At 48.6% G+C, this 23,218-nt stretch carries 19 protein-coding genes and 1 tRNA gene; 13 read left to right on the top strand and 7 right to left on the bottom strand.

Going from position 1 to position 23,218, the window contains the following annotated elements; all coding sequences use genetic code 11:
* Positions 1-396: 396 nt before the first annotated feature.
* The 6 genes from RM811_RS13265 to RM811_RS13240 all read right to left on the bottom strand — a co-directional run bounded on the left by RM811_RS13265 (position 397) and on the right by RM811_RS13240 (position 6,228).
* Complete coding sequence (locus tag RM811_RS13265) at positions 397-1,230, bottom strand: hypothetical protein (RefSeq protein ID WP_402525030.1); 834 nt, start codon at positions 1,228-1,230, stop codon at positions 397-399.
* A 131-nt stretch (positions 1,231-1,361) separates the two neighbouring features.
* The gene (locus RM811_RS13260) at positions 1,362-2,303 is read right to left on the bottom strand and encodes a ribose-phosphate pyrophosphokinase (RefSeq protein ID WP_402525027.1); all 942 of its coding nucleotides are present in this window, start codon (positions 2,301-2,303) and stop codon (positions 1,362-1,364) included.
* 156 nt (positions 2,304-2,459) lie between these two features.
* Positions 2,460-2,534, bottom strand: a tRNA-Gln gene (locus RM811_RS13255).
* 118 nt (positions 2,535-2,652) lie between these two features.
* A complete protein-coding gene (gene ispE / locus RM811_RS13250; protein ID WP_402525025.1) occupies positions 2,653-3,594 on the bottom strand; it encodes a 4-(cytidine 5'-diphospho)-2-C-methyl-D-erythritol kinase in 942 nt (313 codons plus the stop codon).
* Between the two features lie 119 nt (positions 3,595-3,713).
* Positions 3,714-4,310, bottom strand: a complete 597-nt coding sequence (gene lolB, locus RM811_RS13245) for a lipoprotein insertase outer membrane protein LolB (RefSeq protein ID WP_402525022.1) — start codon at positions 4,308-4,310, stop codon at positions 3,714-3,716.
* Between the two features lie 73 nt (positions 4,311-4,383).
* Complete coding sequence (locus RM811_RS13240) at positions 4,384-6,228, bottom strand: tetratricopeptide repeat protein (protein WP_402525019.1); 1,845 nt, start codon at positions 6,226-6,228, stop codon at positions 4,384-4,386.
* A 270-nt stretch (positions 6,229-6,498) separates the two neighbouring features.
* On the opposite strand from RM811_RS13240, the gene hemA reads away from it, so the two are divergent.
* From hemA to RM811_RS13175, 13 genes are all read left to right on the top strand, one after another.
* Positions 6,499-7,833, top strand: a complete 1,335-nt coding sequence (gene hemA / locus RM811_RS13235) for a glutamyl-tRNA reductase (protein ID WP_402525016.1) — start codon at positions 6,499-6,501, stop codon at positions 7,831-7,833.
* A gap of 46 nt (positions 7,834-7,879) precedes the next feature.
* Positions 7,880-8,965, top strand: coding sequence for a peptide chain release factor 1 (prfA, locus tag RM811_RS13230; RefSeq protein WP_402525014.1), 1,086 nt, complete (start codon positions 7,880-7,882; stop codon positions 8,963-8,965).
* Position 8,966: 1 nt separating this feature from the next.
* On the top strand, positions 8,967-9,839 hold the full coding sequence (gene prmC, locus RM811_RS13225) for a peptide chain release factor N(5)-glutamine methyltransferase (protein WP_402525012.1): 873 nt from the start codon (positions 8,967-8,969) through the stop codon (positions 9,837-9,839).
* A gap of 214 nt (positions 9,840-10,053) precedes the next feature.
* A complete protein-coding gene (nhaA, locus tag RM811_RS13220) occupies positions 10,054-11,229 on the top strand; it encodes a Na+/H+ antiporter NhaA (RefSeq protein WP_402525010.1) in 1,176 nt (391 codons plus the stop codon).
* 221 nt (positions 11,230-11,450) lie between these two features.
* Positions 11,451-12,473, top strand: a complete 1,023-nt coding sequence (gene hemH, locus RM811_RS13215; protein WP_402525008.1) for a ferrochelatase — start codon at positions 11,451-11,453, stop codon at positions 12,471-12,473.
* Positions 12,474-12,910: 437 nt separating this feature from the next.
* Entirely contained in the window at positions 12,911-14,461 is a 1,551-nt protein-coding gene (locus RM811_RS13210) for a 2-isopropylmalate synthase (protein WP_402525083.1), read from the top strand.
* Positions 14,462-14,565: 104 nt separating this feature from the next.
* On the top strand, positions 14,566-15,477 hold the full coding sequence (locus RM811_RS13205; RefSeq protein WP_402525005.1) for a hypothetical protein: 912 nt from the start codon (positions 14,566-14,568) through the stop codon (positions 15,475-15,477).
* A 60-nt stretch (positions 15,478-15,537) separates the two neighbouring features.
* Positions 15,538-16,008 (top strand): ribosomal protein S18-alanine N-acetyltransferase, encoded by a 471-nt coding sequence (gene rimI / locus RM811_RS13200; protein WP_402525002.1) that lies wholly within the window; start codon positions 15,538-15,540, stop codon positions 16,006-16,008.
* Positions 16,009-16,263: 255 nt separating this feature from the next.
* Complete coding sequence (locus tag RM811_RS13195; RefSeq protein WP_402525000.1) at positions 16,264-17,250, top strand: hypothetical protein; 987 nt, start codon at positions 16,264-16,266, stop codon at positions 17,248-17,250.
* A gap of 598 nt (positions 17,251-17,848) precedes the next feature.
* Positions 17,849-19,156 (top strand): NCS2 family permease, encoded by a 1,308-nt coding sequence (locus tag RM811_RS13190; RefSeq protein ID WP_402524998.1) that lies wholly within the window; start codon positions 17,849-17,851, stop codon positions 19,154-19,156.
* 93 nt (positions 19,157-19,249) lie between these two features.
* Complete coding sequence (gene trmA, locus RM811_RS13185; RefSeq protein WP_402524995.1) at positions 19,250-20,347, top strand: tRNA (uridine(54)-C5)-methyltransferase TrmA; 1,098 nt, start codon at positions 19,250-19,252, stop codon at positions 20,345-20,347.
* A gap of 149 nt (positions 20,348-20,496) precedes the next feature.
* The gene (locus tag RM811_RS13180; RefSeq protein ID WP_402524993.1) at positions 20,497-21,609 is read left to right on the top strand and encodes a hypothetical protein; all 1,113 of its coding nucleotides are present in this window, start codon (positions 20,497-20,499) and stop codon (positions 21,607-21,609) included.
* Positions 21,610-21,797: 188 nt separating this feature from the next.
* Entirely contained in the window at positions 21,798-22,469 is a 672-nt protein-coding gene (locus RM811_RS13175) for a vancomycin high temperature exclusion protein (protein WP_402524991.1), read from the top strand.
* A 6-nt stretch (positions 22,470-22,475) separates the two neighbouring features.
* Here the strand turns inward: RM811_RS13175 and RM811_RS13170 are convergent, their stop codons facing one another.
* Positions 22,476-23,183 (bottom strand): CpsD/CapB family tyrosine-protein kinase, encoded by a 708-nt coding sequence (locus RM811_RS13170; RefSeq protein ID WP_402524989.1) that lies wholly within the window; start codon positions 23,181-23,183, stop codon positions 22,476-22,478.
* Positions 23,184-23,218 lie beyond the last annotated feature (35 nt).

Genomic DNA, 23,218 nt, shown 5'->3' with positions numbered 1-23,218 from the left:
CGGCATGACGTAAAAATGCAAAATAAGTTTCCCGAAGCTTGCTGAGTACTTGTAACTCTTGATTAAAACCGCAACGAGCGCAACATTCGTTGTTATGATCCAGGGCTCAAGCTGCCTTTATGCAAGTCCTAAACACAATCATTACTTTGAAAACAGAGAAATGATTGTATTATTGCGACCAAAAGACCCGCGCAGGGCAAGTGTAGCAAGGCTTGTTGCATTCGTTGTATTTTTTTTCAACTGTCTCACTTCTAACGCAAAACACTCGCACGAAAATCTCAACAACCGGTATTTACAATCATTATTTTTACCGGTGGATGGCTTTCAGCACTGCTTTCCACCGTTCTCCGTTGAAGTTTTTCTCATTACTGCTGCGCAATCTGATCGGTATAATACTCAAAATTCAATAATATCATCACACAGCAGATCTTCTTCATAATGCAATGAACTCTTCGTTGAAGCAGGTGACTGTGTACTCTCTCCGGAACAGAACAGACCATCAATCATCTTATCCATATTCACAGGATTACTACCGCCGGGTTCCTGATGCGAACCGGAAGAAATTGCAATCTCTTTTTGAGCTGCTTCTGAACCCGTTGTCAATAAATATTCCTCCATGTTCGCCTCCTCCATTTTTTTCAGCTTCTTATCGAACAGGGCAATCACACTATTAAAATCATTTTCTCCACTGTCAAGTGAGCGATTCAAGCACCTTGATGAACCCTGACTCCCACCGGAACCTATGATATTTGATTCATGAGAGGCTAATGCCTCCTTCCATTCGGGTGTCCAACCGACGTTTAAACCCATGACACTTGCTCCTGCCCCTTCAGGCACAACCTCAATGTCTCGACGCCGAAACGAACACAAGGATAAGCACAAAGACCAATAGGAGGGCTCTGCTTCATCGCTCCTTCCCGTTATCCCGAGCAACTTACCTGACTTTTCTTCCCTGACTTTTCTACCTCTGTTATTTTTACCAAATACCCTATCACTCTCAGATTTTCCAGTAATCGATAGATACTGAGCACCTTTATGACCTGCTACTCTTGGCTCCATACTTTCACCATCTGTGAAATCACTAGTCACCGATAAAAAAATCAGCATCCGATTGGCACGACCTAAACATAGCCTCACGTTAATGGTCTTACCAAAGTGACTCCGCGGCAATTTTCTTTCACGGCAAAAAAAACTATATTCTGGAAGATGAAAAATCCATGCAAAGGACAATGATGGACCCTGGTATGTAATTCAGTAATCCCCCAAAACCACACTTTCCACAGTGCCTCTTCCAATAACTCAGAAATGCAAAAAGCGGATGGAGATTTTATCTCCATCCGCTTTTTTGTCACCCTTCAAAATTACTGAAACATCGCACTGATCGATTCAGCATTGCTGATACGGCGAACAGACTCCGCCAGCAGCGGCGACATATCCAGCTGACGTATCTTTTCAAGTGCCTGCGCAGCAGGGCTCAGAGGAATTGTATTGGTAACCACCAGCTCATCCAACTCGGAATTGGCAACATTCTCCAGTGCACGACCGGAAAGAATCGGATGTGTGCAGTAAGCGTAAACAGCCTTTGCCCCCTTATTTTTCAGAGCTAATGCTGCCTGACAGAGTGTGCCGGCAGTATCCACCATGTCATCAACAAGGATACAGGTCCGCCCGGAAACATCACCGATGATGTTCATGACCTCGCTCTTATTGGCTTCAGGACGACGTTTGTCAATGATAGCCAGGTCAGTGTTCAGGCGTTTGGCAACCGCACGAGCCCTGACTACACCACCATGGTCAGGTGAAACCACCATCACATCACTGAAATTTTGACGTTCAATATCATCCAGCAGAATAGGAGAGCCATAAACGTTATCCACAGGAATATCGAAGAAACCCTGAATCTGGTCGGCGTGCAGATCAACAGTGAGCACCCGGTCAATGCCGACACCGGCAATCATATCAGCCACCACCTTGGCACTAATGGCAACACGGCTGGAGCGTGGTCGACGATCCTGACGGGCATAACCAAAGTAAGGCAGCACCGCAGTAACACGTACTGCAGAAGAACGACGCATGGCATCCGCCATCACCAGCAATTCCATCAGGTTGTCATTGGTCGGTGCACAGGTTGACTGGATGATAAACACATCCCGACCACGGACATTCTCCTGAATTTCAACAGCACATTCGCCATCACTGAAGCGGCCAATGTAAGCCTTACCAAGAGGGATATGCAGGTGATTGACAACTTTATGAACCAAATCCGGATTTGAGTTGCCGGCAAACACCATCATTTTCGACACGGGAAATTACCTTGCTTAGAGACTGGATGTAGGTGGAAAAATCGATTACCAAGAGGGGTGTCAGACAGCGGACTGTCTGCAAATTCAGCATAAGCCGTCACAAGGGAATGGCTTCCGGTATAACGAGGCACACGCATGGAACTCTGCATGAAGAGCTGGCTGGGGTGGAGGGATTCGAACCCCCGCATGTCAGGATCAAAACCTGATGCCTTACCGCTTGGCGACACCCCAGTAAATATCTCTATCAATCCGTGCACAATCCAGGCCGACTTATCGTAGTTAACATCAAACAGCCATGGGCAAAACAGCCATGAGCGAAAAAAAACATGAGCGAAAAAAACCGCAAGTGCTACCCCGTTACGGGGTAACCTGCATGCTGCAAAGCTGTATGCAGCGGCGAACGATTAATACCGCGCGCCACAAAGCTGTGTAGCTTTGATGTGTCATCCGCAATCTCAGGACGAGAAACGTTAAGAGACAGTTCAACCTGTGCCGCTAACGCCTGTTCGCGACTGGCAAACCGGGCAAATACTGATGCCCCCGAACCACTCATCATGGCTCGCCCGATGCTCGAATCTGCGAGATTATCCAACAGCGAGAGTGTTTTTTCAACCTCGGGATACAGCGCGCGAACCAGAGGCTCGAAATCATTTCGCCGCTGCGGATCAGAACTGTTATCAAGAGTGTGGTCAAAAGCGGCGCAAACTTTAATGGGCAATGAATCCCTTGTCAAATCCCTATGCCCATACATTGAGGCGGTATTAACCTGCACATCCGGAATAACAATAAGGTACCAGTATTCATCGGGATTTACCGGTGTCAGAATCTCACCCACCCCTTCGGCAAAAGCACTGTGTCCACGAACAAATACTGGAATATCTGCTCCCAGGCGCAAACCAAAGGCAGCCAACTGGTCAATGGTAAGATCCAATCCCCATAATGCATTCAACCCTAACAGGGTAGTGGCTGCATTGGAGCTACCACCACCCAGACCGCCCCCCATGGGCAATTGTTTATCCAGCCGGATCTGCACCCCCTGATGACAACCGGTTTCCCACTGCAAAAGCCGTGCAGCTTTGACAATCAAATTATCCTCAGGCGCGACCCCTTTAAGGTCGGATGCCAGAGTAATATCCGAATGGGTATCACCCGGCATAAAAGTCAGCTGATCACCAAAGTCCAGAAATTGAAAAAGCGTTTGCAGGTTGTGATAACCATCAGGTCGACGACCAATGATATGAAGAAAAAGATTTAGCTTGGCCGGGGCTGGCAATACCAGTTCTGTCAACATCCACAAAACTCCAGAGAACGTTTTTATGCTAGATAGCGCTGCAATAATGACCTGAAAAAAACACCAGGCCAGACTTTCTTGTCTGGAGCCCTGATGCGTATATAAGATTAACCAGGATTTTAAAACTGCCAGTTATTAACCACCAGACTTAACCGCACATCACCCTTGCTCACGACAAGACGAGTCGGCAGCCGCTGACCTTTACCCAATCCGTACTGCTGATACACGATATCCCAGCCTGCCTGTTTAATTTTCTCAGGATAGCCAAGGTCATTCAGCGTTATCCGGGCATCACCACCCGGGGCAGGAAGTCCTTTGATCCAAAACCTTAGATGACTGACAGGAAACTGCCAGCCAGTCAGGGAATAAAGCAGCAGTTCGGGTGAAGGTCCATAACGGGTTTCATCCGATGCAGTGACCGATACCCCTTGATGGTCACCGCTAATACGCGCAATAGATGCACCAAAAGGCCCATCCAGAAACAGTTTGTATCGATCACTCTGCTGTCGCCAGTCAACCGACATGGTACCTGAGCGGTCAGGAACCTTGAGATTAAGTCGCCCGGTCATCTGCCACGTCTGCAGCCGGTTCAGGCGTTTTTGATTAGCCTGCCAGCGCTGCTCTCTTTCTTCGTAGCTGACCTGCCCACCCGTATCAACTGACCGGGTAGCGCAACCAGAGAGGACAAAGAGAATAAAAACAAATGCGAGCCGCACAGCGGAAAAGGGGTTCTCGTTTTTTATACAAAAAGAGTTTATACAAAAAGACATACCAATAAATATCCAACCATTATTTTGCCGTACTTACGGTTTCCGACTGATCATCAAAGTGAGATTCAGTCAGGCGATCCATCGTGTCCTTCAGAATCTGGCTGTCCGGACTTTTCTTTAATGCCTCTGCCCACAATCCACGGGCGGCCTCACGATCTCCCTTAACCCAGAGAACCTCTCCAAGGTGCGCGGCTATCTCAGCATCGGGGATCTGGGTGTATGCCATCCTCAAGTACTTTTCTGCCTGTTCATAGTTCCCAAGACGAAATTGTACCCAACCCATACTGTCCATAATGGCCGGGTCCTCCTGGTTTAACTCATAGGCACGATAGATAAGAGATTCTGCCTCTTCAAAACGATCGGTCCTGTCAGCCAGGGTATAACCCAGTGCATTGAGTGCTGCTGCATTATCCGGCTCAACCTTGAGAATTTCCCGCAGGTCCTTCTCCAAACCTGCCAGATCATCCAATTTCTCATGAACCATTGCCCGGGAATAAAGCAGATTAACTGATTCCGGATTAGTTTTCAGCGCCCGCTCAAATAGCACCAGTGCCTGTTCCAGCTGGAGGTCATTGACCAGAAGCTCTCCTTCCAGCAAAAAAAGCGACTCCATTCGTGCCGGGTTACGATTTCTTGCTTCTCCCACATGAGTGAGCGCTTCATCCAGCTTGCCCTGCTCTACCAGCATCTGGCTCATCGCTACCTGCGCAGCCATAAACTCTTTGCCCGGGCCGACCAAAAGATAATATTCTTTTGCAGCGGAATACTTTTCCTGTTTCTCATTCAAACGACCAAGGTAATAGTGGGCAGTATTATTTCTCTCACCAATAGCCAGCAAACGCTGAAAGTATTGCTCCGCATCTTGCTCCATATCATTTTCCAGGGTGATCAGCGCCAACGATAATACGATGTCACTTTCCCCGGGAGCCTGCTCAAGCAAGATTTCAAACTGTTTCCGGGCTTGATCCAGTTTATCCGTATGAACGAGAGCCCTGGCAAGAAGAAGACGCAGTCGATTTCTATCCGGATGGCGCTCAACCGCTTCAGAGAGCATTTTCTCAGCCTCATCATCACGCTTCAACTTATTAAGAGCTCGCCCTTTCACCATTATGGCAGGAACAAAATCACGATCCTGTTTCAATAACTGATTAGCAATAGACAGGGCTGACGTATATTCCCCGGCCTGCTGCAGAAGAATGGCCTTACCCAGCTTTATCACCCGAAAGTCTGGATATTCCCGTACAAGCCCGTTGAACTGCCTGATAAGATCGCTTCGAACCGTCTCCCCATTTGCCCCACTCAAGCCACCCGCTGCACTGGCAAGTACATCAAAACCCGGGGATCCACCCAGAGAAATCTGATTCTCCATCTGTACAAAAGCTTTATCGAACTGACCGGCATAAACCAGCTCAATAGCCGACCCATGCAATGCATCCAGATTGTCCGGCTGTAATTCCACCCATAACAATGATGCATCCAGCGCCGCCTGTCTTGCACCAACAAAAACTGCAACCTGATAAGCACGCTGAGCAACCCCGGCATCCCGGGTTTTATGGGCCTGCTTCAGGTAATTCCCCAGCGCCAGGTCGTAGCGCTGCCGCTGACCGCCTACTTCAGCTACCAGCAGGTCATAAAGCGTCTCAGCCTCAAATGGGATAACTGGCTCTTCTTCCTGAACTGGTTGATTCTCAACAACACTCTCAACAACATCAGCAATAACAACCGCAGCACTTTCCTGCTGAACATTCTGACTGGCGCAACCAAAAAGAAAAAAAGCAAAGACAACAGGAAGGGATTTACCGTTTTTTATCAGAGACCCAGCCCTTTTTATAACAGTTTCAGCCCTGATGGTCATTCTGGTCATGGATGGTATACCCTTTCCCCTTACCTGGTTGATAGATGCAGTCACTGTAAATAACATTTCATGATAAAAGCCATGAAGAGAGTTTGCAGTTGCCAGCTTTCCATTGCAGAATTGATCGGCCGAAACGCCGATCAATCCAGCAGGCAATCCAGCAACCTCCTGAAAGATGCTCTCTCCCCACGTTGGCCAGAGTCTGAATCTATCGACTGGGATTGAGGGTTCGGAAGCCAATCTATAGTAGCAGTGAACCAGGACAGCAGCAGAGGTCTGATGGGGTATATTACCGCCGGTATCAATCACAGGACAGCACCAATCTCTTTGAGGGAACAGGTTGCCTTTTCTGCTGACCAGCTACCCGATGCACTTCAAAATGCCAGGGCATACACTGGCATTGAAGAAATTGCCATTCTGTCTACCTGTAACCGAACCGAAATCTATTGTGCACTCCATAATTCTGAAGTTGAGGCTATTGAGCTGTGCTACGGCAAACTGATTGACTGGCTGACCCATTATCATCAAATCAATAGTCATCAAATCAATAGTCATCAAATCAACAGCCAACTGCTGACAGAGTACACTTACTGTTTTCACGACGAGGAGGCTGTACGCCACCTGATGCGTGTCGCCTGTGGACTCGACTCAATGGTTCTTGGTGAACCCCAGATTCTGGGCCAATTGAAGTCGGCCTATGCCAGCGCCCAGGAAGCAGACACTGTAGGCCCGGCACTGAATCGCCTGTTTCAGCACAGCTTCACCACGGCCAAACAGATTCGGACTGAAACCGCTATTAATGAGCAGCCTGTATCCGTTGCTTATGCAGCAACCCGGCTGGCAAAACAGATTTTCTCCGACCTCAGTGAAAATACTGCTTTACTGATTGGTGCTGGTGAAACCATTGAGCTCACTGCCCGCCACCTGTGTCAGCAAGGAGTATCCAAACTCATTGTGGCCAACCGGACTCTCGAACGGGCCAGACTGCTAACGGATCGTTTCGGAGGTCGACCGGTACTGCTCTCTGATTTGTCGCAGATACTGCATGAAAGCGATATCGTGATCAGCTCTACTGCCAGCCCAATACCCGTTCTTGGAAAAGGTGCTGTTGAGCGGGCGTTGAAGCAGAGAAAGCATAAGCCCATGTTTATGGTGGATATTGCCGTTCCACGGGACATTGAGCCAGAGGTCAGTGAGCTGCCGGATGTTTTCCTCTATACCGTTGATGACTTGCAGGATGTCATTGAAGACAACCTGCAACAAAGAAAAGAGGCTGCCCGCAAGGCTGAACGAATGATAGAGGCTGACACTTTTGAATTTATGACACGCATGCGCTCCCTTAATGCCGTGAACCTTTTACGCAACTATCGCCAAAGTACGGAAACCATACGTGATCAGGAACTGGAAAAGGCGATGCAATGGCTGGCAAGAGGCGCTAACCCGGAAGAAGTACTGCAACAGTTTGCCCGCTCTCTCACCAACAAACTGATGCATCAGCCCAGCGTGCAGCTAAAGAATGCAGCAGCCCTGGGGCAGCAGGAAAAACTGGAATGGGCAGAAAAACTTCTGGGTCTGGGTATCAGCCAGAAAACAGATTCAACTCAGGACGCCTGATGGCGCTCTGAGTCCACATTTATATATAGAAACCTTTGCAGACATCATGAAAGAGTCCATCCTCGTTAAACTGGAAACCCTCAGCGAACGCTTTGAAGAGATTTCCGCACTGCTCAGTGATCCAGGTGTTATTGGCAACCAAAATCAGTTCCGCAAACTGTCTCAGGAATATGCTGAGCTCGAACCCGTAGTAACAGCCTTCAAAGAGTACGACCAGGTGCGCAGCGACAAAGCTGAAGCTGAAGCCATGATGGCCGAAGGTGACCCGGATATGGTCGAGCTGGCCCTTGAAGAGCTTAAAAGCTGTGAAGAACAACTGCCTGAAATGGAAAAAAGTCTGGAAGTCCTGTTACTTCCCAAAGACCCAAGGGATGGCCTGAACACCTTTCTGGAAATTCGCGCAGGCACCGGCGGTGATGAAGCGGCTATTTTCGCCGGTGACCTGTTCAGAATGTATTCCAGATATGCAGAGAAACGCGGCTGGCGCATTGAAGTGATCAGTACCAACGCTGGGGAACATGGCGGCTATAAGGAAATCATCACCCGGGTCATTGGCAGCGACGTCTACGGACGCATGAAATTTGAATCCGGTGCACACCGGGTGCAGAGGGTGCCGGAAACCGAATCACAGGGAAGGATACATACCTCTGCCTGCACGGTGGCCGTTATGCCGGAACCCGATGAGCAACAGGCCATCGAGATTCGCAGGGAAGACCTGAAAATTGATACCTACCGCTCTTCCGGTGCCGGCGGTCAGCATGTCAACACCACGGATTCTGCCATCAGAATTACCCACCTGCCGACCGGTATCGTTGTGGAGTGTCAGGATGAACGCTCCCAGCATAAGAACAAAGCCAAAGCCCTGTCCTGGCTTTCAGCAAAGCTACAGGACGCCCAGGATTCTGCCGCCGCGAAGGAACTCAGTGACACCCGAAGAAGTCTGGTGGGCAGCGGTGACCGGTCAGAGCGCATCAGAACCTACAACTACCCTCAGGGCCGGGTTTCTGATCATCGTATTAACCTGACACTTTATAAACTTCTGGAAATTGTTGAAGGCGAACTGGACCCCATTATTGAGCCACTGCTGCAGGAACATCAGGCAGAACAACTGACCAACCTGGCTGGAGAATAACATGAGCAGCTCCCGAATTGACTCATCTCTGACAGACGCATCCCGTATGCTTTCTGCCAGCCCCACTCCGGGATTGGATGCAGAGCTGCTGCTGGCCCATGTTCTCAGCAAACCACTCAGTTATTTCTACACCTGGCCGGAAGCGTTGCTAACCCAAGAGCAGCTGAGCAGCTTTCAGACTCTGGTTGAACGACGCCAGGCAGGTGTTCCAGTGGCTTACCTGACGGGCTATCGGGAATTCTGGAGCCTGCAGTTAAAAGTTACTGAGGCAACATTGATACCAAGGCCTGATACCGAACTACTGGTTGAATTGGCATTGACCATTGGCCTGGACTTTCCACAAAACCAGAGCGACGCGTCACCAATCAGAGTTGCTGACCTCGGCACAGGAACTGGCGCCATAGCCCTTGCTTTGGCAAAGGAGCAACCTGACTGGGAAGTCACTGCCATCGAAAAAAGCCCTGAAGCGCTCGATGTTGCCAGAGAGAATGCCACCAGCAACGGCATCAGCAATGTTGATTTCCTTGAAGGGTCCTGGTGCTCCCCGCTGGTTGAAAACTCAATGGATATGATGGTCAGCAACCCTCCTTACATCCGCGATGACGACCCTCATCTCAAGGAGGGAGATGTTCGCTATGAGCCTCTGACAGCACTTATCTCCGGAAGTGATGGGCTGAATGACATCCGCTCCATTGCCAGAGAATCACTTCAGGTTCTAAAGCCAGGAGGCTGGCTGCTAATGGAGCATGGCTACGACCAGGCCAAAGATGTCCAAAACATCCTTTCTCTGGCAGGTTTCATCCAAATTCGAACCGATACAGATCTGGCAGGACATGATCGCGTCACTCTTGCACAAAAGCACATAACCCAATAAGAACGCGATGCACTACAGGCTGAATTTGATCGGCCACCATAAGTAATAGCCCTTAATACCAAGCGGCATGCAGTACCTATAAACTGAGTGTCATTTTTTTGCCCGTTATGTCACTGTATGCTTTCAATCAGAAAATCAGACATAACAATTCCTACGGGTACATTATTGTAATTGATGGGTTATGGGCGGTTAGCTAAGGGGACTTGGAGAAAACATGCTTGCCAGACGATTTCATCGCTTTTTTCAGCAGGACTATGCCATCGGCATACTGCTTTTTATCTCCGCCGCATTGGCGATGCTATCTGCAAATACCTTTTTTGCCGAGTACTATGACCTTCTGCTATCAACACCCATGCGTATTACCATAGGCGCTCTGGACATTCATAAGCCATTCCTGCTGTGGATTAACGATGGCCTGATGGCCATCTTCTTTCTGCTGATCGGTCTTGAAGTAAAGCAGGAAGTTCTCGAAGGCGAACTCAGCTCTCCTGCCCAGATCATACTTCCCGGCATCGGCGCCATTGGCGGGATGCTGGTTCCGGCACTGTTTTATGTGGCGTTCAACTACACAGACCCTGTTGCGATCAAAGGATGGGCGATTCCTGCAGCCACAGACATCGCCTTTGCTGTGGGCATACTTGCCCTGCTCGGTAAACGGGTACCCGCATCATTGATGATCTTCCTGTTGGCCCTGGCTATTATTGATGACCTGGGCGCCATTATCATTATCGCCATTTTCTATACAGAAGACCTTTCTCTGACCTCAATGGGCATTGCTAGCGTACTGCTCGCGGTTCTGGCCTTCTTCAATTATCGGGGTGTCACCAGAATCGGACCCTATATGGTTGTAGGCACACTACTCTGGATCTGTGTATTGAAGTCGGGCGTTCATGCCACCCTCGCCGGGGTTCTGCTGGCCTTTACCATTCCACTGAAAGTCGTTGACCGCCAGGGGCGCTCACCACTCAAAGCTCTGCAGCATAACCTTCACAGCCCTGTTAACTATATTATCTTGCCGATCTTTGCCTTTGCCAATGCGGGCCTGGAACTTAATGCCGAGCAGGTTAGAAGCCTGTTGACGCCTATTCCACTGGGCATCGTGACCGGACTGTTCCTTGGCAAGCAGATTGGCGTCTTCAGCTTCTGCTGGCTGGCGGTTAAATCTGGCCTTGCTAAACTGCCCACTAACTCCAACTGGATACAGATGTACGGCCTTTCCATTCTTTGCGGAATTGGTTTTACCATGAGCCTGTTTATCAGCTCGCTGGCATTTGAAAACGTGAGCACCAGCTATCTGGTTTCAGACCGAATTGGTGTCTTGACGGGTTCTATTCTGTCTGCAGTTTTTGGCTTCGCCATCCTCTACCATGCTGGACGCAAGCGGGTCTGATACTGCAACCGCAACCCCATTAACTTCTGGCCTTCTTCGCTAAGGCCAGAAGCACTTACCCACAAGAAAAAGGAACCATTACCACCATAGCCTGCCCAAAAGCTGTTAAACTCGCTTTCAATTTATCAATTCTGAAGTACCCCACCCACACAGCCCAACCTGAACACTGCAAAGGATTTGGCGGTACTTCTGCACAAATCATACAGAGAGTTCATCAGCCTATGGAAAACAGAGGCGTTTTGCTGGTTAACCTGGGGTCACCGGACAGCACATCTGTTAACGATGTTCGACGATATCTCAATGAGTTTTTAATGGATAAGCATGTGATTGACCTGCCATGGATCATTCGCAGACTCCTCCTCAGCCTGTTTATTCTCCCTTCTCGCCCAGCCAGATCAGCTAAAGCCTACCAGGCTATATGGACTGAGCAAGGCTCCCCCCTGATAGTAAACAGTGAGAAGTGTACCGGGCAGCTTAGAAATAAGACCAGAATACCTGTTGAACTGGCCATGCGCTATGGTAAGCCAGACATGGCAGAAGCCTTAAGAAGGCTGGCAAAACAACCCGGGATTGAAGAGATTCTGCTCTTTCCTCTTTATCCTCATTACGCGATGTCATCCGTTAAAACAGTGATTGAGCGGACCACCAGCCTGATGCAGGAAATGGGGATAACAATCCCACTGCGCGTCCACCCTGTTTTCTACGACCATGACCGTTATATTGAAGCCCTGGTAGAAAGTGCCAGGCCATGGCTGGAAAAAAATTATGACCACCTGATTTTTAGCTACCACGGCGTACCTGAACGACACGTGATCAAAGATGACCCTACCGGTAACCACTGCCTGAAAGACAAAAGCTGCTGCCAGAAAACATCTATCGCTCATAAAACCTGCTATCGCCATCAGGTTTATCAGACAACGGAAGCTTTTGTAGAGAAGGCTGGCATTCCTATTGATAAATACAGCGTTGGCTTTCAATCCAGACTTGGAAAAGCCAAATGGCTTGAGCCCAATACCCTGGATGTTATCAAACAACTGGCTGAGCAAGGCACCAAAAAAGTATTGGTAATTTGCCCCTCTTTTGTTTCGGACTGCCTGGAAACACTGGAAGAAATCGGCATTCGCGCCAAAGTGGAGTTTATTGAAGCCGGCGGTGAATCACTGGAATTGATCCCCTGCCTGAATGACCACCCCGCCTGGATAAACCTGCTGCAGCAGTGGACAGAAAAACCTCTAACTTATTGACTCTGTGATGTTACGGGCATTAAACATGCCCATAATCCGCAAACCATCTTGTATCCATTAAAATCTGCACTTATAGTACAACTACCTGGCCTACCTACGTAAAACAACCCTCCATCAAGAGAAGCCTCAAGAGAAGGGCGCAATGAATAACGTGATGAACTGGCAAAAACAACAGAGCTGTACAAAAACTTCCGATACGACGGGCTTTATCTGCCTGTTAAAACTCTTCTTTGCTCCTGCTCGCCTGCTACTCCTACTACTGCCTTAGGGCATATTAATTACTCCCCCCCAATACATGGCCTGAAGGCCCAACAGCAAGTATGTCGATCTAATAAGTCGCCTTGCTGGATAACATGGCTGTGCGCTCAGAACACATCAGCAGCAGCTTCAATAAAAATTCGATCAGCCTTTCGGATAGCAAAGGCAAGGGATATACCATGAACAACAATCAGATCATCATTTTCGATACCACCTTGCGTGATGGCGAGCAAAGCCCTGGTGCAGCAATGACCCGGGATGAGAAGTTACGCATTGCCAGGACACTGGAAAAACTGCGCGTGGATGTTATTGAGGCCGGTTTTGCCATGGCCAGTCCCGGTGATTTTGAGGCGGTTAAAGCGATTGCCGCCAACATCACCGAGAGCGTAGTCTGCAGCCTTTCCCGCGCACTGGAAAAAGACATTGACCGGGCAGCAGAAGCATTAAAGCCCGCCAAAAGAGGTCGAATTCATACCTTTATCGCCACCTCCCCAATCCACATGCAACATAAGCTGTGCATGGATCCGGAAGATGTTATCAAGCAGGCTGTTTTTGCTGTTAAAAGGGCTCGAAACCAGATTGATGATGTGGAGTTTTCCTGTGAAGATGCAGGGCGATCAGAAATAGACTTCCTGTGCCGTATTATTGAGGCTGCTATTGATGCTGGTGCCAGAACCATCAATATCCCTGACACTGTCGGTTATGCATTGCCCCATCAATTTGGTGAAACCATCAAAACCCTGATGGAACGCATCCCCAATGCTGACAAAGCTATTTTCTCTGTGCACTGTCACAATGACCTCGGCCTGGCAGTGGCCAACTCTCTGTCAGCTGTCGTTAATGGCGCCCGCCAGGTCGAATGCACGATCAATGGCCTGGGCGAGAGAGCTGGCAACGCCTCTCTCGAGGAAATTGTCATGGCACTCAAGACCCGTGCTGACACCCTGGGTGTTACCACCGGTATTGATACCACACAGATTGTGCCAGTCTCACGACTGGTTTCATCCATTACCGGCTTCCCCGTTCAACCCAACAAGGCCATTGTTGGTGCAAATGCGTTTGCCCACGAATCCGGAATCCACCAGGACGGTGTGCTGAAACACCGTGAAACCTATGAGATTATGCGAGCCGAAGATGTTGGCTGGAATACCAACCGCCTGGTGCTCGGCAAACTTTCTGGTCGTAACGCGTTCAAAACCCGAATGGAAGAACTGGGCATATCCTTCAATAGTCAGGAAGAGCTGAACGATACCTTCCAGCGCTTCAAGGTTTTAGCGGATAAAAAATCGGAAATTTATGACGATGACCTACAGGCTCTGGTCAGCGACGTCAGAAGTTCCAGCGAGCTGATCGAGAAATATAAACTGATCGACCTCAATGCCGGCTCAAAAATTGGAGAGACTCCGGAAGCCACCATCACCATTGAAATCAATGGTGAAAAGCAGGAGGTAACCAGTGGTGGTAGTGGCCCCGTGGATGCGATTTTCAAAGCAATTGAAAAGTCGGCAAACTCTCAGGCCAAACTGGCACTTTATAATGTCAGTGCGATTACAACCGGGACCGACTCCCAGGGTAAAGTATCGGTTCGCCTTGAGAAGAATGGCCGGATTGTCAACGGCTCTGGCGCTGACACAGATATCGTTATTGCCTCTGCCAAAGCATATGTCCATGCCCTCAACCTGCTGGAAACGGTTACAACCAAGGCTAACCCGCAAACCGGAACTGTTTGATACTTGCGGTCTGATTAAAATGCCAACAGGATCTTTCAGTGATACTATTGGCGTTTTAATTTTCTATCTGCTCTTCTTATGAAGAGCAAACACCGAGAGCGAGCATGCAGGGCGAAACCACTGATCACCCTTCACAATCTGCCGATGAGCTGGCTGTCGACACCCCAGCTCTGAGAAATCAGAGTGCCCACTTGGAAAAACTGAGACAAGGTTATCTGGAAGCCATGGGTATACAGACCTGGTTTCCCAGATACCAACTGACCAACGCCCTCCCACCAAGACCCTTTGACTGGATTGAAGAGGATGCCAGGGCACTTACCGATGCCGAACCAACCACTTCTATATCAGCAAGCCATGCAGCGCTTAGCCAACGGAATGCACAGAAGCCGTCTCAACCAGGCTACTCACCAACAAAGCCAGCTGACATCCTTGGGCAGTTTATGTCGTCCTCAACCGCCGTGGAGGAAACCAAACCCGCAGAGCAGCCAGCCCCCCAACCCGATAAACAACTAAGCGGCTCCATCAGCAAATTCCGTCTGGTGATCCAACCGATTAGCGATGAGTGTCTGGTGATTGCAGAGATGCCACACTCCGGGCTCAATCAATTCAGTCGCTATCATCAACGACTATTAAATGACATCCTGCGAGCACTGAAACTAAACCCTGATAACTTCGGGCCTTTCCGTGAGTTTGTCTGGCCAATGGCTGACAACCGGGGATTGCTAAGTCAGCTTAGCCAGGATGACTACGCGGCTGCCGATGCTATCGGTGCTTATTTAAGCAATCAATATGGCTTATCCCGCAGGAAGTTTGTTCTTTTACTGGGACAATCTGCAGCCAGGTTTGTGCTTGACCCGGAAAAAAGCTTTGAACAACTCCGCGGCATTCAACAGGGAACACACACCAACCAGTGGTTTGCTGTTACTTATGGCTTGAATGAGCTTATGAAACAATCGACACTCAAAAGGGAAGCATGGCAGGATCTATCACCCCTGTTATCAATAACCTCCGATTAGAAACCAGGCCATGGTCAACTACTGACTAAAGCTCAGCACCTTTACACATTGCAACTAATCATGACATCAACAACCCTTATCTTTCGAACCATGCACGACACCGACCTTGAACAGGTCAATGCTGTAGAACAGCGGTCAGCAGAACATCCCTGGCGTAAAGCGCATTTCGCTGACAGCATGAAGTCAGGCTACCTCTGCGAGTTGGCAGAAGCTAACGGCACACCTGTTGGACACTCCGTCATGATGGCGGCTGCCGGAGAAGCCAGCATTCTTATCCTGACTGTCGATAAGAAACATCAGGGGAAGGGCATTGGCAGACAACTCCTGCAACACATGATGCTCAAAGCGAGTCAATCCGGGTGTGAAACAATTTTGCTGGAAGTACGCCAATCAAACCACAAAGCATTCAACCTTTACCTCCATGAAGGGTTCAGCGAAATTGGCATAAGAAGCAACTATTACCCCATGGGTAACAACCGGGAAGATGCCATTGTCATGGCAATGGAACTTTATTCTGATGATTTTGATTGAATGCCACTTTTTTTATTGAATGCTGATTGAATGGCATTTTCCACCGCACCGAAGCCAAAACAACCTAATAAACGACCAATACATCGTATTAGCGCAACAATGCTTCGACTTGCCGACGCCCTAGCCTGACAGCCTTCAAAATCAACTCAAAAATCGATAAAAAAAACTACAAAATACGAGCTTTCCCCCCCTGCACAGTCTGAAATTGACAGGTATAATCCCGTCCCTGTCTTAGTCATAGCAAGGTCTTAAGCGTTGATTATCTTCACCGTCACCAACAAAACCACCGCCCAAGTCTATGTCGGGTCAACCCGAAACGACCTGGTAGACCAATGGGAAAAAATGGTGGCCGCAGCCAAGCAAAACCTTGACTACCCCTTATATCAGGAAATTCGCGTACACGGCCGGGACGGCTTTGTTGTTGAAGTGTGGGATGACGTTGACGATCGTAATGAACTCAACGCACTGGAGCAGGAAGCGCTTGAAATGCTGAATGCCCGAAACCTGAAAGGTTACAAAACCAGCACGGTTAAAATTCAACCCAAAAAGAAAACCCGGGCCCGCAAATCCAGTCTTGAGAAAAAGCTGCCTGGCATCTTGTCAGAGTCTGACAGTGATATCGATGACTTTGACGAGCCGTCTGTGGGATCCAAAAATCAGACTAACGAAAAGCCTGCACCGACCCAGCAGCCCGGCATCGAAAAACCTAAAGCCGCAACACATGCTGCAGGTATAAGGCCAGCGGAAATCAAGCTGGAAATCCCTATTGCTGTGACAGCAGAAAATACAGCTGCCAACCTGAAAGAACAGCTTGCCGCCAAACAGGAAAATGGCTCCCAGGTAAATGCGGTTGTTCAAATGAACAACATCTGCCTGAGCGACGATATTTCCACTCAGCTTGAAGCTATCCAGGCCGCAGCCAATGCAGTCCTGTCCGGCGACAACAGTGCGATTGAAATCCTCAACAGCAAACCTGCCAGACCAGCACTTGCAGAGGTTGAAGTTGTAGTTGAGGCAATAGCACAGCCCGAGCCTGTGGAAAATATTGAGCCTGAGATTATTATCGGGTTTGATCCAAAGGAAAGGCGAATCCGCGATGCCATTGAGCGACACAGAAGGGTCAGGGCTCAGAAGACATCTGACAATCAGGCCTATGAGCGCCAACAAATTGAAATGCTGCTGACCGAACTCAACACCAGAGCCATAAGCATGAATAGCCAGAACATTTGTGCCGCAGCCTGAAAACCCCCCTTCAACACCCTCAAAGAAGCATAGCTTTGAGAGGGTGTTCGTATTTCACACCCATCTATACTTGGGTTATGAATAATACCAACAGCCAATCCGAAAGACACTTCCGTACGGAGCTTGCCCTCAGGCTCAACCGAACATGTTACGCACTTCAAAAGCTCGAGCAGAGAATGATACTGACCGGTCATCGCAGCGACCAAATCGCATCACAGATGAAAAAGGTTCGCCAGAACATCCTGGATCAGCTCAACCATAAGGCTTAATTAAAAGCATCAGCCTCTTATAACCACCCCGCCACTTAGCGAATTACCCAGCCATTAGTTAATCACAACTTCTGTGGATAACTCTGTTAATGCACACAGGAAAACCCCTCACACGCCGTATTACATAGCCAGAGACGCTTGGAGGTCACTTTTTGACCAGAAAAGTTTTTTGCTATTTAAATATGATAAATGCATAAACACCTATTCAAATAAAACTAATAAGTCTATATATTTAATCGTTTTTCTGGCCGATCGAACAGGCAAAATATTAGAACGCCTCTTCAGATCGAATGAACACACAGTGCTGATATAAAGACGAAAGGTAACCTATGTCCAGCAGGGATCTATTAGAGAATTATTTCGACCTGGAAGCCCATGGTACGAATATCAAAACCGAGATGATTGCCGGTTTCACCACGTTTATGACCATGGCGTACATTCTTGTGGTCAACCCGCTGATCCTTAAAGATGCTGGTATGGACTTCGGGGCTGTTTTCACAGCAACCGCGATATCCGCCATTATCGGTACACTGGTTATGGCGCTTTGGGCGAAACTGCCCTTTGCGCTCGCCCCGGGGATGGGACTCAACGCCTTCTTCGCTTACGGTGTTGTTCTGGGTATGGGCTACTCCTGGCAGATGGCACTGACGGCTGTTTTCCTGGAAGGTATTATTTTTCTGCTCCTGACCGCTTTCAACATTCGTGAGGCGATCGTTAACAGCGTACCTTTGAGCCTGAAAAAAGCCGTTTCCTGCGGTATTGGCTTATTCATCGCTTTCATTGGTCTACAGAATGCCGGCATTGTTGAAGCCAACCCGGCAACACTGGTGACAGTGGGTTCACTGACTGATCCCAAGCCACTGCTGGCGTTGATCGGTATTCTGGTTACTGGCGTTTTGCTGGTGAAAGGTGTGCGCGGTGCACTGCTGATCGGTATCGTTGCAACCACCATTATTGGCTTCCCTCTGGGTGTGACGTCCATGCCGGATTTCAGCAACGGTCTGACACCTCCGGATATTTCGCCCATTTTATTCCAGTTCCAGTGGGATCAGGTGTTCACCACCGATATGGCCATCATCCTGTTCACCTTCCTGTTTGTTGATATGTTTGACACCGTGGGCACTCTGGTGGGCGTATCTACCAAAGCCAACATGCTGAATGAAAAAGGCGAAGTACCCAACTGCAAGCAGGCACTGTTTGCCGATGCCGTAGCCACCACTGCCGGTGCCTGCCTGGGTACCAGTACAGTGACCACTTTTGTGGAAAGCGCCACCGGTGTCTCTGAAGGCGGTCGTTCTGGTCTGACCGCTCTGGTTGTCGCAGGTCTATTTCTGGTTGCCCTGTTCCTGTCTCCCTTATTCCTGATGGTACCCGGTGCTGCCACCACACCAGCACTGGTTCTGGTGGGACTGTTTATGATGTCGCCTATTCAGGACATCGATCTGGATGATTACAGCGAGTCGATCCCGGCGTTTCTAACCCTGTTGTTCATGCCTCTTACCTACAGCATTGCAGAAGGAATTATTGTTGGCATGCTCGCCTATATCATTCTTAAACTGCTGAGCGGTCACTACCGACAGGTTTCCGTTGCCACCTATGTCGTAGGCGCACTGTGTATGGCCAAGATTGTCATGTAATCATTTTTGGATATGAGCGTTTCAGATCCCACGCTTCACCTGCCTACTATTACGGCCCATAATACGGGCCGTTTTTTATTGATAGCAAATACTATGTCCCTACCAACAGTTCAGCCCGAAAGGTATGAAGCGCAACTGGCAGAAAAAGCCAGCCGTATTCGCAGCGAATTTGCCGAGTTTGATATTCCTGAACTGGCGCTTTTTCGCTCACAGCCCGAACATTATCGGATGCGAGCAGAATTTCATGTCTGGCATGAAGGCGATCATAGCTGCTATCGGATGTTTGACCCACAGACCAAACAACCCTTTGAGGTCACCTCATTTCCCAGTGGTTCAGAAACGATCAATAGACTGATGATGCCACTCATGGAGGCCATCACTGCCAGTCACCATTTGCGGAAACGACTTTTCCAGGTGGAGTTTCTCACTACCCAGACCGGAGAAGCACTGATATCACTACTCTATCACCGTCAACTGGATGATCACTGGAAGCAGGAGGCCAGCGAACTGCAGGAACGGTTTGGCATTGGCATTATCGGACGCGCCCGTAAGCAGAAACGGGTGCTGGATAAAGATTATGTCACCGAAACGCTGACCGTTGATGGGAAGTCATTCCGTTACACCCAGGTAGAAAACAGTTTTACCCAGCCCAACGCCGGTGTTAATGAGCATATGCTTTCCTGGGCCAGTCGCGCCTCGCAAGACATTGCCTCAGACAGCAACAGCGACTTGCTAGAGCTCTACTGTGGCAATGGTAACTTTACCTGTGTGCTTGCAGGCCACTTTGAACAAGTACTGGCCACCGAAATTGCAAAAACCTCAGTACATTCTGCCCGGGAAAACTTCAAACTGAACGATGTGGACAATGTAGAAATCGCCCGTCTTTCCAGTGAGGAATTTACTCAAGCCATAAATAAAGAGCGAGAGTTCCGCCGTCTGAGTGACATCGACCTGGACAGTTATCATTTCTCAACGATCCTGATTGATCCGCCCCGGGCAGGTCTTGATGAAGGAACAGAAAAACTGGTGCAGAATTTCGACAATATTCTGTACATTTCCTGCAATCCTGAAACCCTGAAGCAAAACCTGTCAACTATCTGCCAGACCCATAAAGTCGAAAAAACCGCCCTTTTTGACCAGTTCCCATACACTCATCACGTTGAAATGGGCGTTCATCTGATTAGGAAATAATCAGTTTTACAACCTCCGGTGGCAATCCTACTTTCAAACTTAGGAAGTAAAAGTTTTAAGGATGTTCACCGGGGTAGTATCAAGTGAAAAACTACAAGCTAAAGAATCTGCCAGCAGCAATTATTTTTTCCTTTCTGTGGCTCTTTTTTATGCCCGTTTCACACAGCAGTGAAACCGGCTATATAAAAACAGCCATTCTCTTCGTTGCCTACGATCAGGGCGAAAGTAACGCCTTTATTCGTATTCAGGAAAGGTTAAAAAGCGCCAATATTCCTTACCGGATACTGGCCATGGGCCGTGCCGCAGAGGTCTTCAAGGATAATCCGGCGCTGATCCAGATAGATGAACTGACCCACAATGATGCTCTTTTTGATAACCGTGACCAGCCATTAAACCAGAATCTGGTGTATCACCTGCCCGAAATGATTTCGGCCAAAATTGTCTATACCGGTATGACGAGCCGGGCACAGGCCCAGATTGCCAACATCTGGGACAGAAGAGGCGCTAAAGTCATCGCCTTCTACGATAATTTTGAGCCTGTTGATTCCATCAATTACGTACAGCCTTTTCTGGAAGAACTCAGTCATATTGATGAATTCCACGTACCCGGCAAAACAACGGCAGTTAGTTTTCAGGATGTTGCCAGGTCCAAAGGAGCGAAGGTCAAAGTGACCGGACAGCCCTCTCTGGAAGACTGGGACAGGGTCTATGAGGAAACAGACATCTGGTTATTGCGTGATACCCTCAACATTCACCCGGAGCAGCCTGTGGTGTTGTTTGCCGGTGATTACAGCAACAGTTATCCCAACGCCTTCCAAACCTTTATTGAAGCCACAAGAATGCTTCCGGATGTCCTTTTTCTGGTGACTTACCACCCCGGGTTTGATGGCGGCCTTGAGCAGAGAATCATCGAATCCATGGCCGGTGGAAATGTCCATCTGCTTCATCATGGCACTTACTCAACAGCAACGTTAAGTACGATAGCTTCAGCCGTTATCGTGCATAAGTCATCCGTTGCCCAGCAGGCTATTTACAGAGGCAAGCCGGTTATCTACGTTACTGATCAGAACTATCAAAATCTGATGCTGACAGAACACCTTGCCATCCGGGCCTCAACGCCCAAGCCTCTGGCAGTCATGATCAAGGCTCATATACTGGGTTACAGGCCACCAGCAATTGCTGAAAAACTGGGAATACCCGATGCTCCCAGCAAAACAATATCCAGGCTGATGATTGATGAATTAGGACGAAAGTCTGATTAAACGGCCATGAGCGGCTCTGTACGAAGACTCTCTATAAAGAGATGGCCGCTCATCCTCTACCATGAACGTGACTTCCAAGCTGGCAGCAGCATTTCCTATAAAAAGCACAATAATTACTATCCAGCGACTTTATGATAGCCTCGCAATATGGTCTACTCATAGGATAATTGGATTTACGTTGAAGGTTGATGATGGGTGTCCCACTGCCCCATTTAATGATGATTTCCCGGCTGGCCGCTCTCTCTGCGGCTTCTCTGCTGGTGTTTACTGCACTGTGTAACTACCTGGTCGCAAGAACAACCAATGAATCTCTTTACTCAAATATCAGCACCCTTCCCTACAATCAGGTAGGGGTTTTACTGGGCACCAGTAAATACTCCCGTGTTGGTGGTTTTAATGACCATTACCGGCTTCGGCTGGACGCAGCCTACCGCCTCTATACGGCCGGTAAAATTGATTACATTCTGATCAGCGGTGATAACAGCACACGCTTTTACGATGAGCCAAGTACCATCAGGCGAGACCTTCTTAAAAAAGGCATTCCTTCGGAGCGGATATACCGGGACTATGCCGGCTTCAGAACGCTTGACTCGATCCTGAGAGCACATCATGTCTTTGAATTAGACAGTTTCACCATTATTTCACAGGCCCCACACAATAAGCGGGCACTCTACATCGCCCTGAATAATGATATCGATGCAATAGCCTACAACGCTGGCGAGGGTTATAACTCGGATATCAGCAATAAAACCAGGGAGATTCTTGCCAGAGTGCTGGCCGTACTGGAAGTTCATCTCCTGAACACCGGCCCTAAATTTCTTGGCCCTCCTATTGAAATTGGCGTTACCCCACCCACTTGATCATCGCTATAGATCAATATTAAAAAATGGGGATTTCTTGATATAACGCCTGATTTTACTCATGGCATTAGGAAGCCAGTTATCCAGCCGGTGTGTTTCCCGGCAGATTTCATCCGCAAGGCGAGGATTACGGTAATCGTTAAAAACCACACCAACCAGCGACACATCATTATGAGTTAGCCTGTCAAGCGCTGCTTTAAACTGCGTCTGACGTGTAACTCCCGCCATAACCATCAGAATAGTGCCATCCACCATCGCACAAATGGATTCTGCTGGAATATTATTACGGTTCCTGGCATTCACTGGCGAGGTATCAAAAATAACCGCATCATAATTATCCAGCCAGTGCTGCATGAGTTTGCTCATATTTGCCAGATTTCGAAATAGTAATACATCCGTATCACAGGGGGCGGGCAATATATCCAGATTCACATCATCTGTACGCATAATACAGCCATCGGCAGACTTTGAATTAGGTAACCAGTCGGTGTGAATATGGCCAGAGATATCACCCAACTCAGGATGCAGCATATTCACTTCTACCAATAGCGTCCGCTTACCATCCACTTCACTTCGCTGACTTAATGCGTAGGCCAGCGTACTGCAGCCCTCTTCTGAATTAGCAGACGTGATGGCAACAGATCGCATCCCCTTACCGATACTGTTGTTGTATATCTCTTCTATTTCCAGATAGTTAATGGGTAGCTTAATCATGGTCTAAGCCATCCCAGATTAGTCAGCATCATAAG

The organism is Endozoicomonas sp., assembly GCF_031844845.1.
GTDB lineage: Bacteria > Pseudomonadota > Gammaproteobacteria > Pseudomonadales > Endozoicomonadaceae > Endozoicomonas.
The sequence above is the reverse complement of the archived record's forward strand: the minus strand, read 5'-3'. Positions and strand labels throughout refer to the sequence as shown.

Bases quoted from the DNA above. Each gene is read 5' to 3' on its own strand.
- trmA (WP_402524995.1), top strand. From the start codon at position 19,250: ATGTCCCTACCAACAGTTCAGCCCGAAAGGTATGAAGCGCAACTGGCA.
- RM811_RS13205 (WP_402525005.1), top strand. From the start codon at position 14,566: ATGCAGGGCGAAACCACTGATCACCCTTCACAATCTGCCGATGAGCTG.
- RM811_RS13170 (WP_402524989.1), bottom strand. From the start codon at position 23,183: ATGATTAAGCTACCCATTAACTATCTGGAAATAGAAGAGATATACAAC.
- ispE (WP_402525025.1), bottom strand. From the start codon at position 3,594: ATGTTGACAGAACTGGTATTGCCAGCCCCGGCCAAGCTAAATCTTTTT.
- prfA (WP_402525014.1), top strand. From the start codon at position 7,880: ATGAAAGAGTCCATCCTCGTTAAACTGGAAACCCTCAGCGAACGCTTT.
- hemA (WP_402525016.1), top strand. From the start codon at position 6,499: ATGGGGTATATTACCGCCGGTATCAATCACAGGACAGCACCAATCTCT.
- RM811_RS13190 (WP_402524998.1), top strand. From the start codon at position 17,849: ATGTCCAGCAGGGATCTATTAGAGAATTATTTCGACCTGGAAGCCCAT.
- rimI (WP_402525002.1), top strand. From the start codon at position 15,538: ATGACATCAACAACCCTTATCTTTCGAACCATGCACGACACCGACCTT.
- RM811_RS13240 (WP_402525019.1), bottom strand. From the start codon at position 6,228: ATGACCAGAATGACCATCAGGGCTGAAACTGTTATAAAAAGGGCTGGG.
- RM811_RS13210 (WP_402525083.1), top strand. From the start codon at position 12,911: ATGAACAACAATCAGATCATCATTTTCGATACCACCTTGCGTGATGGC.
- RM811_RS13180 (WP_402524993.1), top strand. From the start codon at position 20,497: ATGCCCGTTTCACACAGCAGTGAAACCGGCTATATAAAAACAGCCATT.
- nhaA (WP_402525010.1), top strand. From the start codon at position 10,054: ATGCTTGCCAGACGATTTCATCGCTTTTTTCAGCAGGACTATGCCATC.
- RM811_RS13175 (WP_402524991.1), top strand. From the start codon at position 21,798: ATGATGGGTGTCCCACTGCCCCATTTAATGATGATTTCCCGGCTGGCC.
- prmC (WP_402525012.1), top strand. From the start codon at position 8,967: ATGAGCAGCTCCCGAATTGACTCATCTCTGACAGACGCATCCCGTATG.
- hemH (WP_402525008.1), top strand. From the start codon at position 11,451: ATGGAAAACAGAGGCGTTTTGCTGGTTAACCTGGGGTCACCGGACAGC.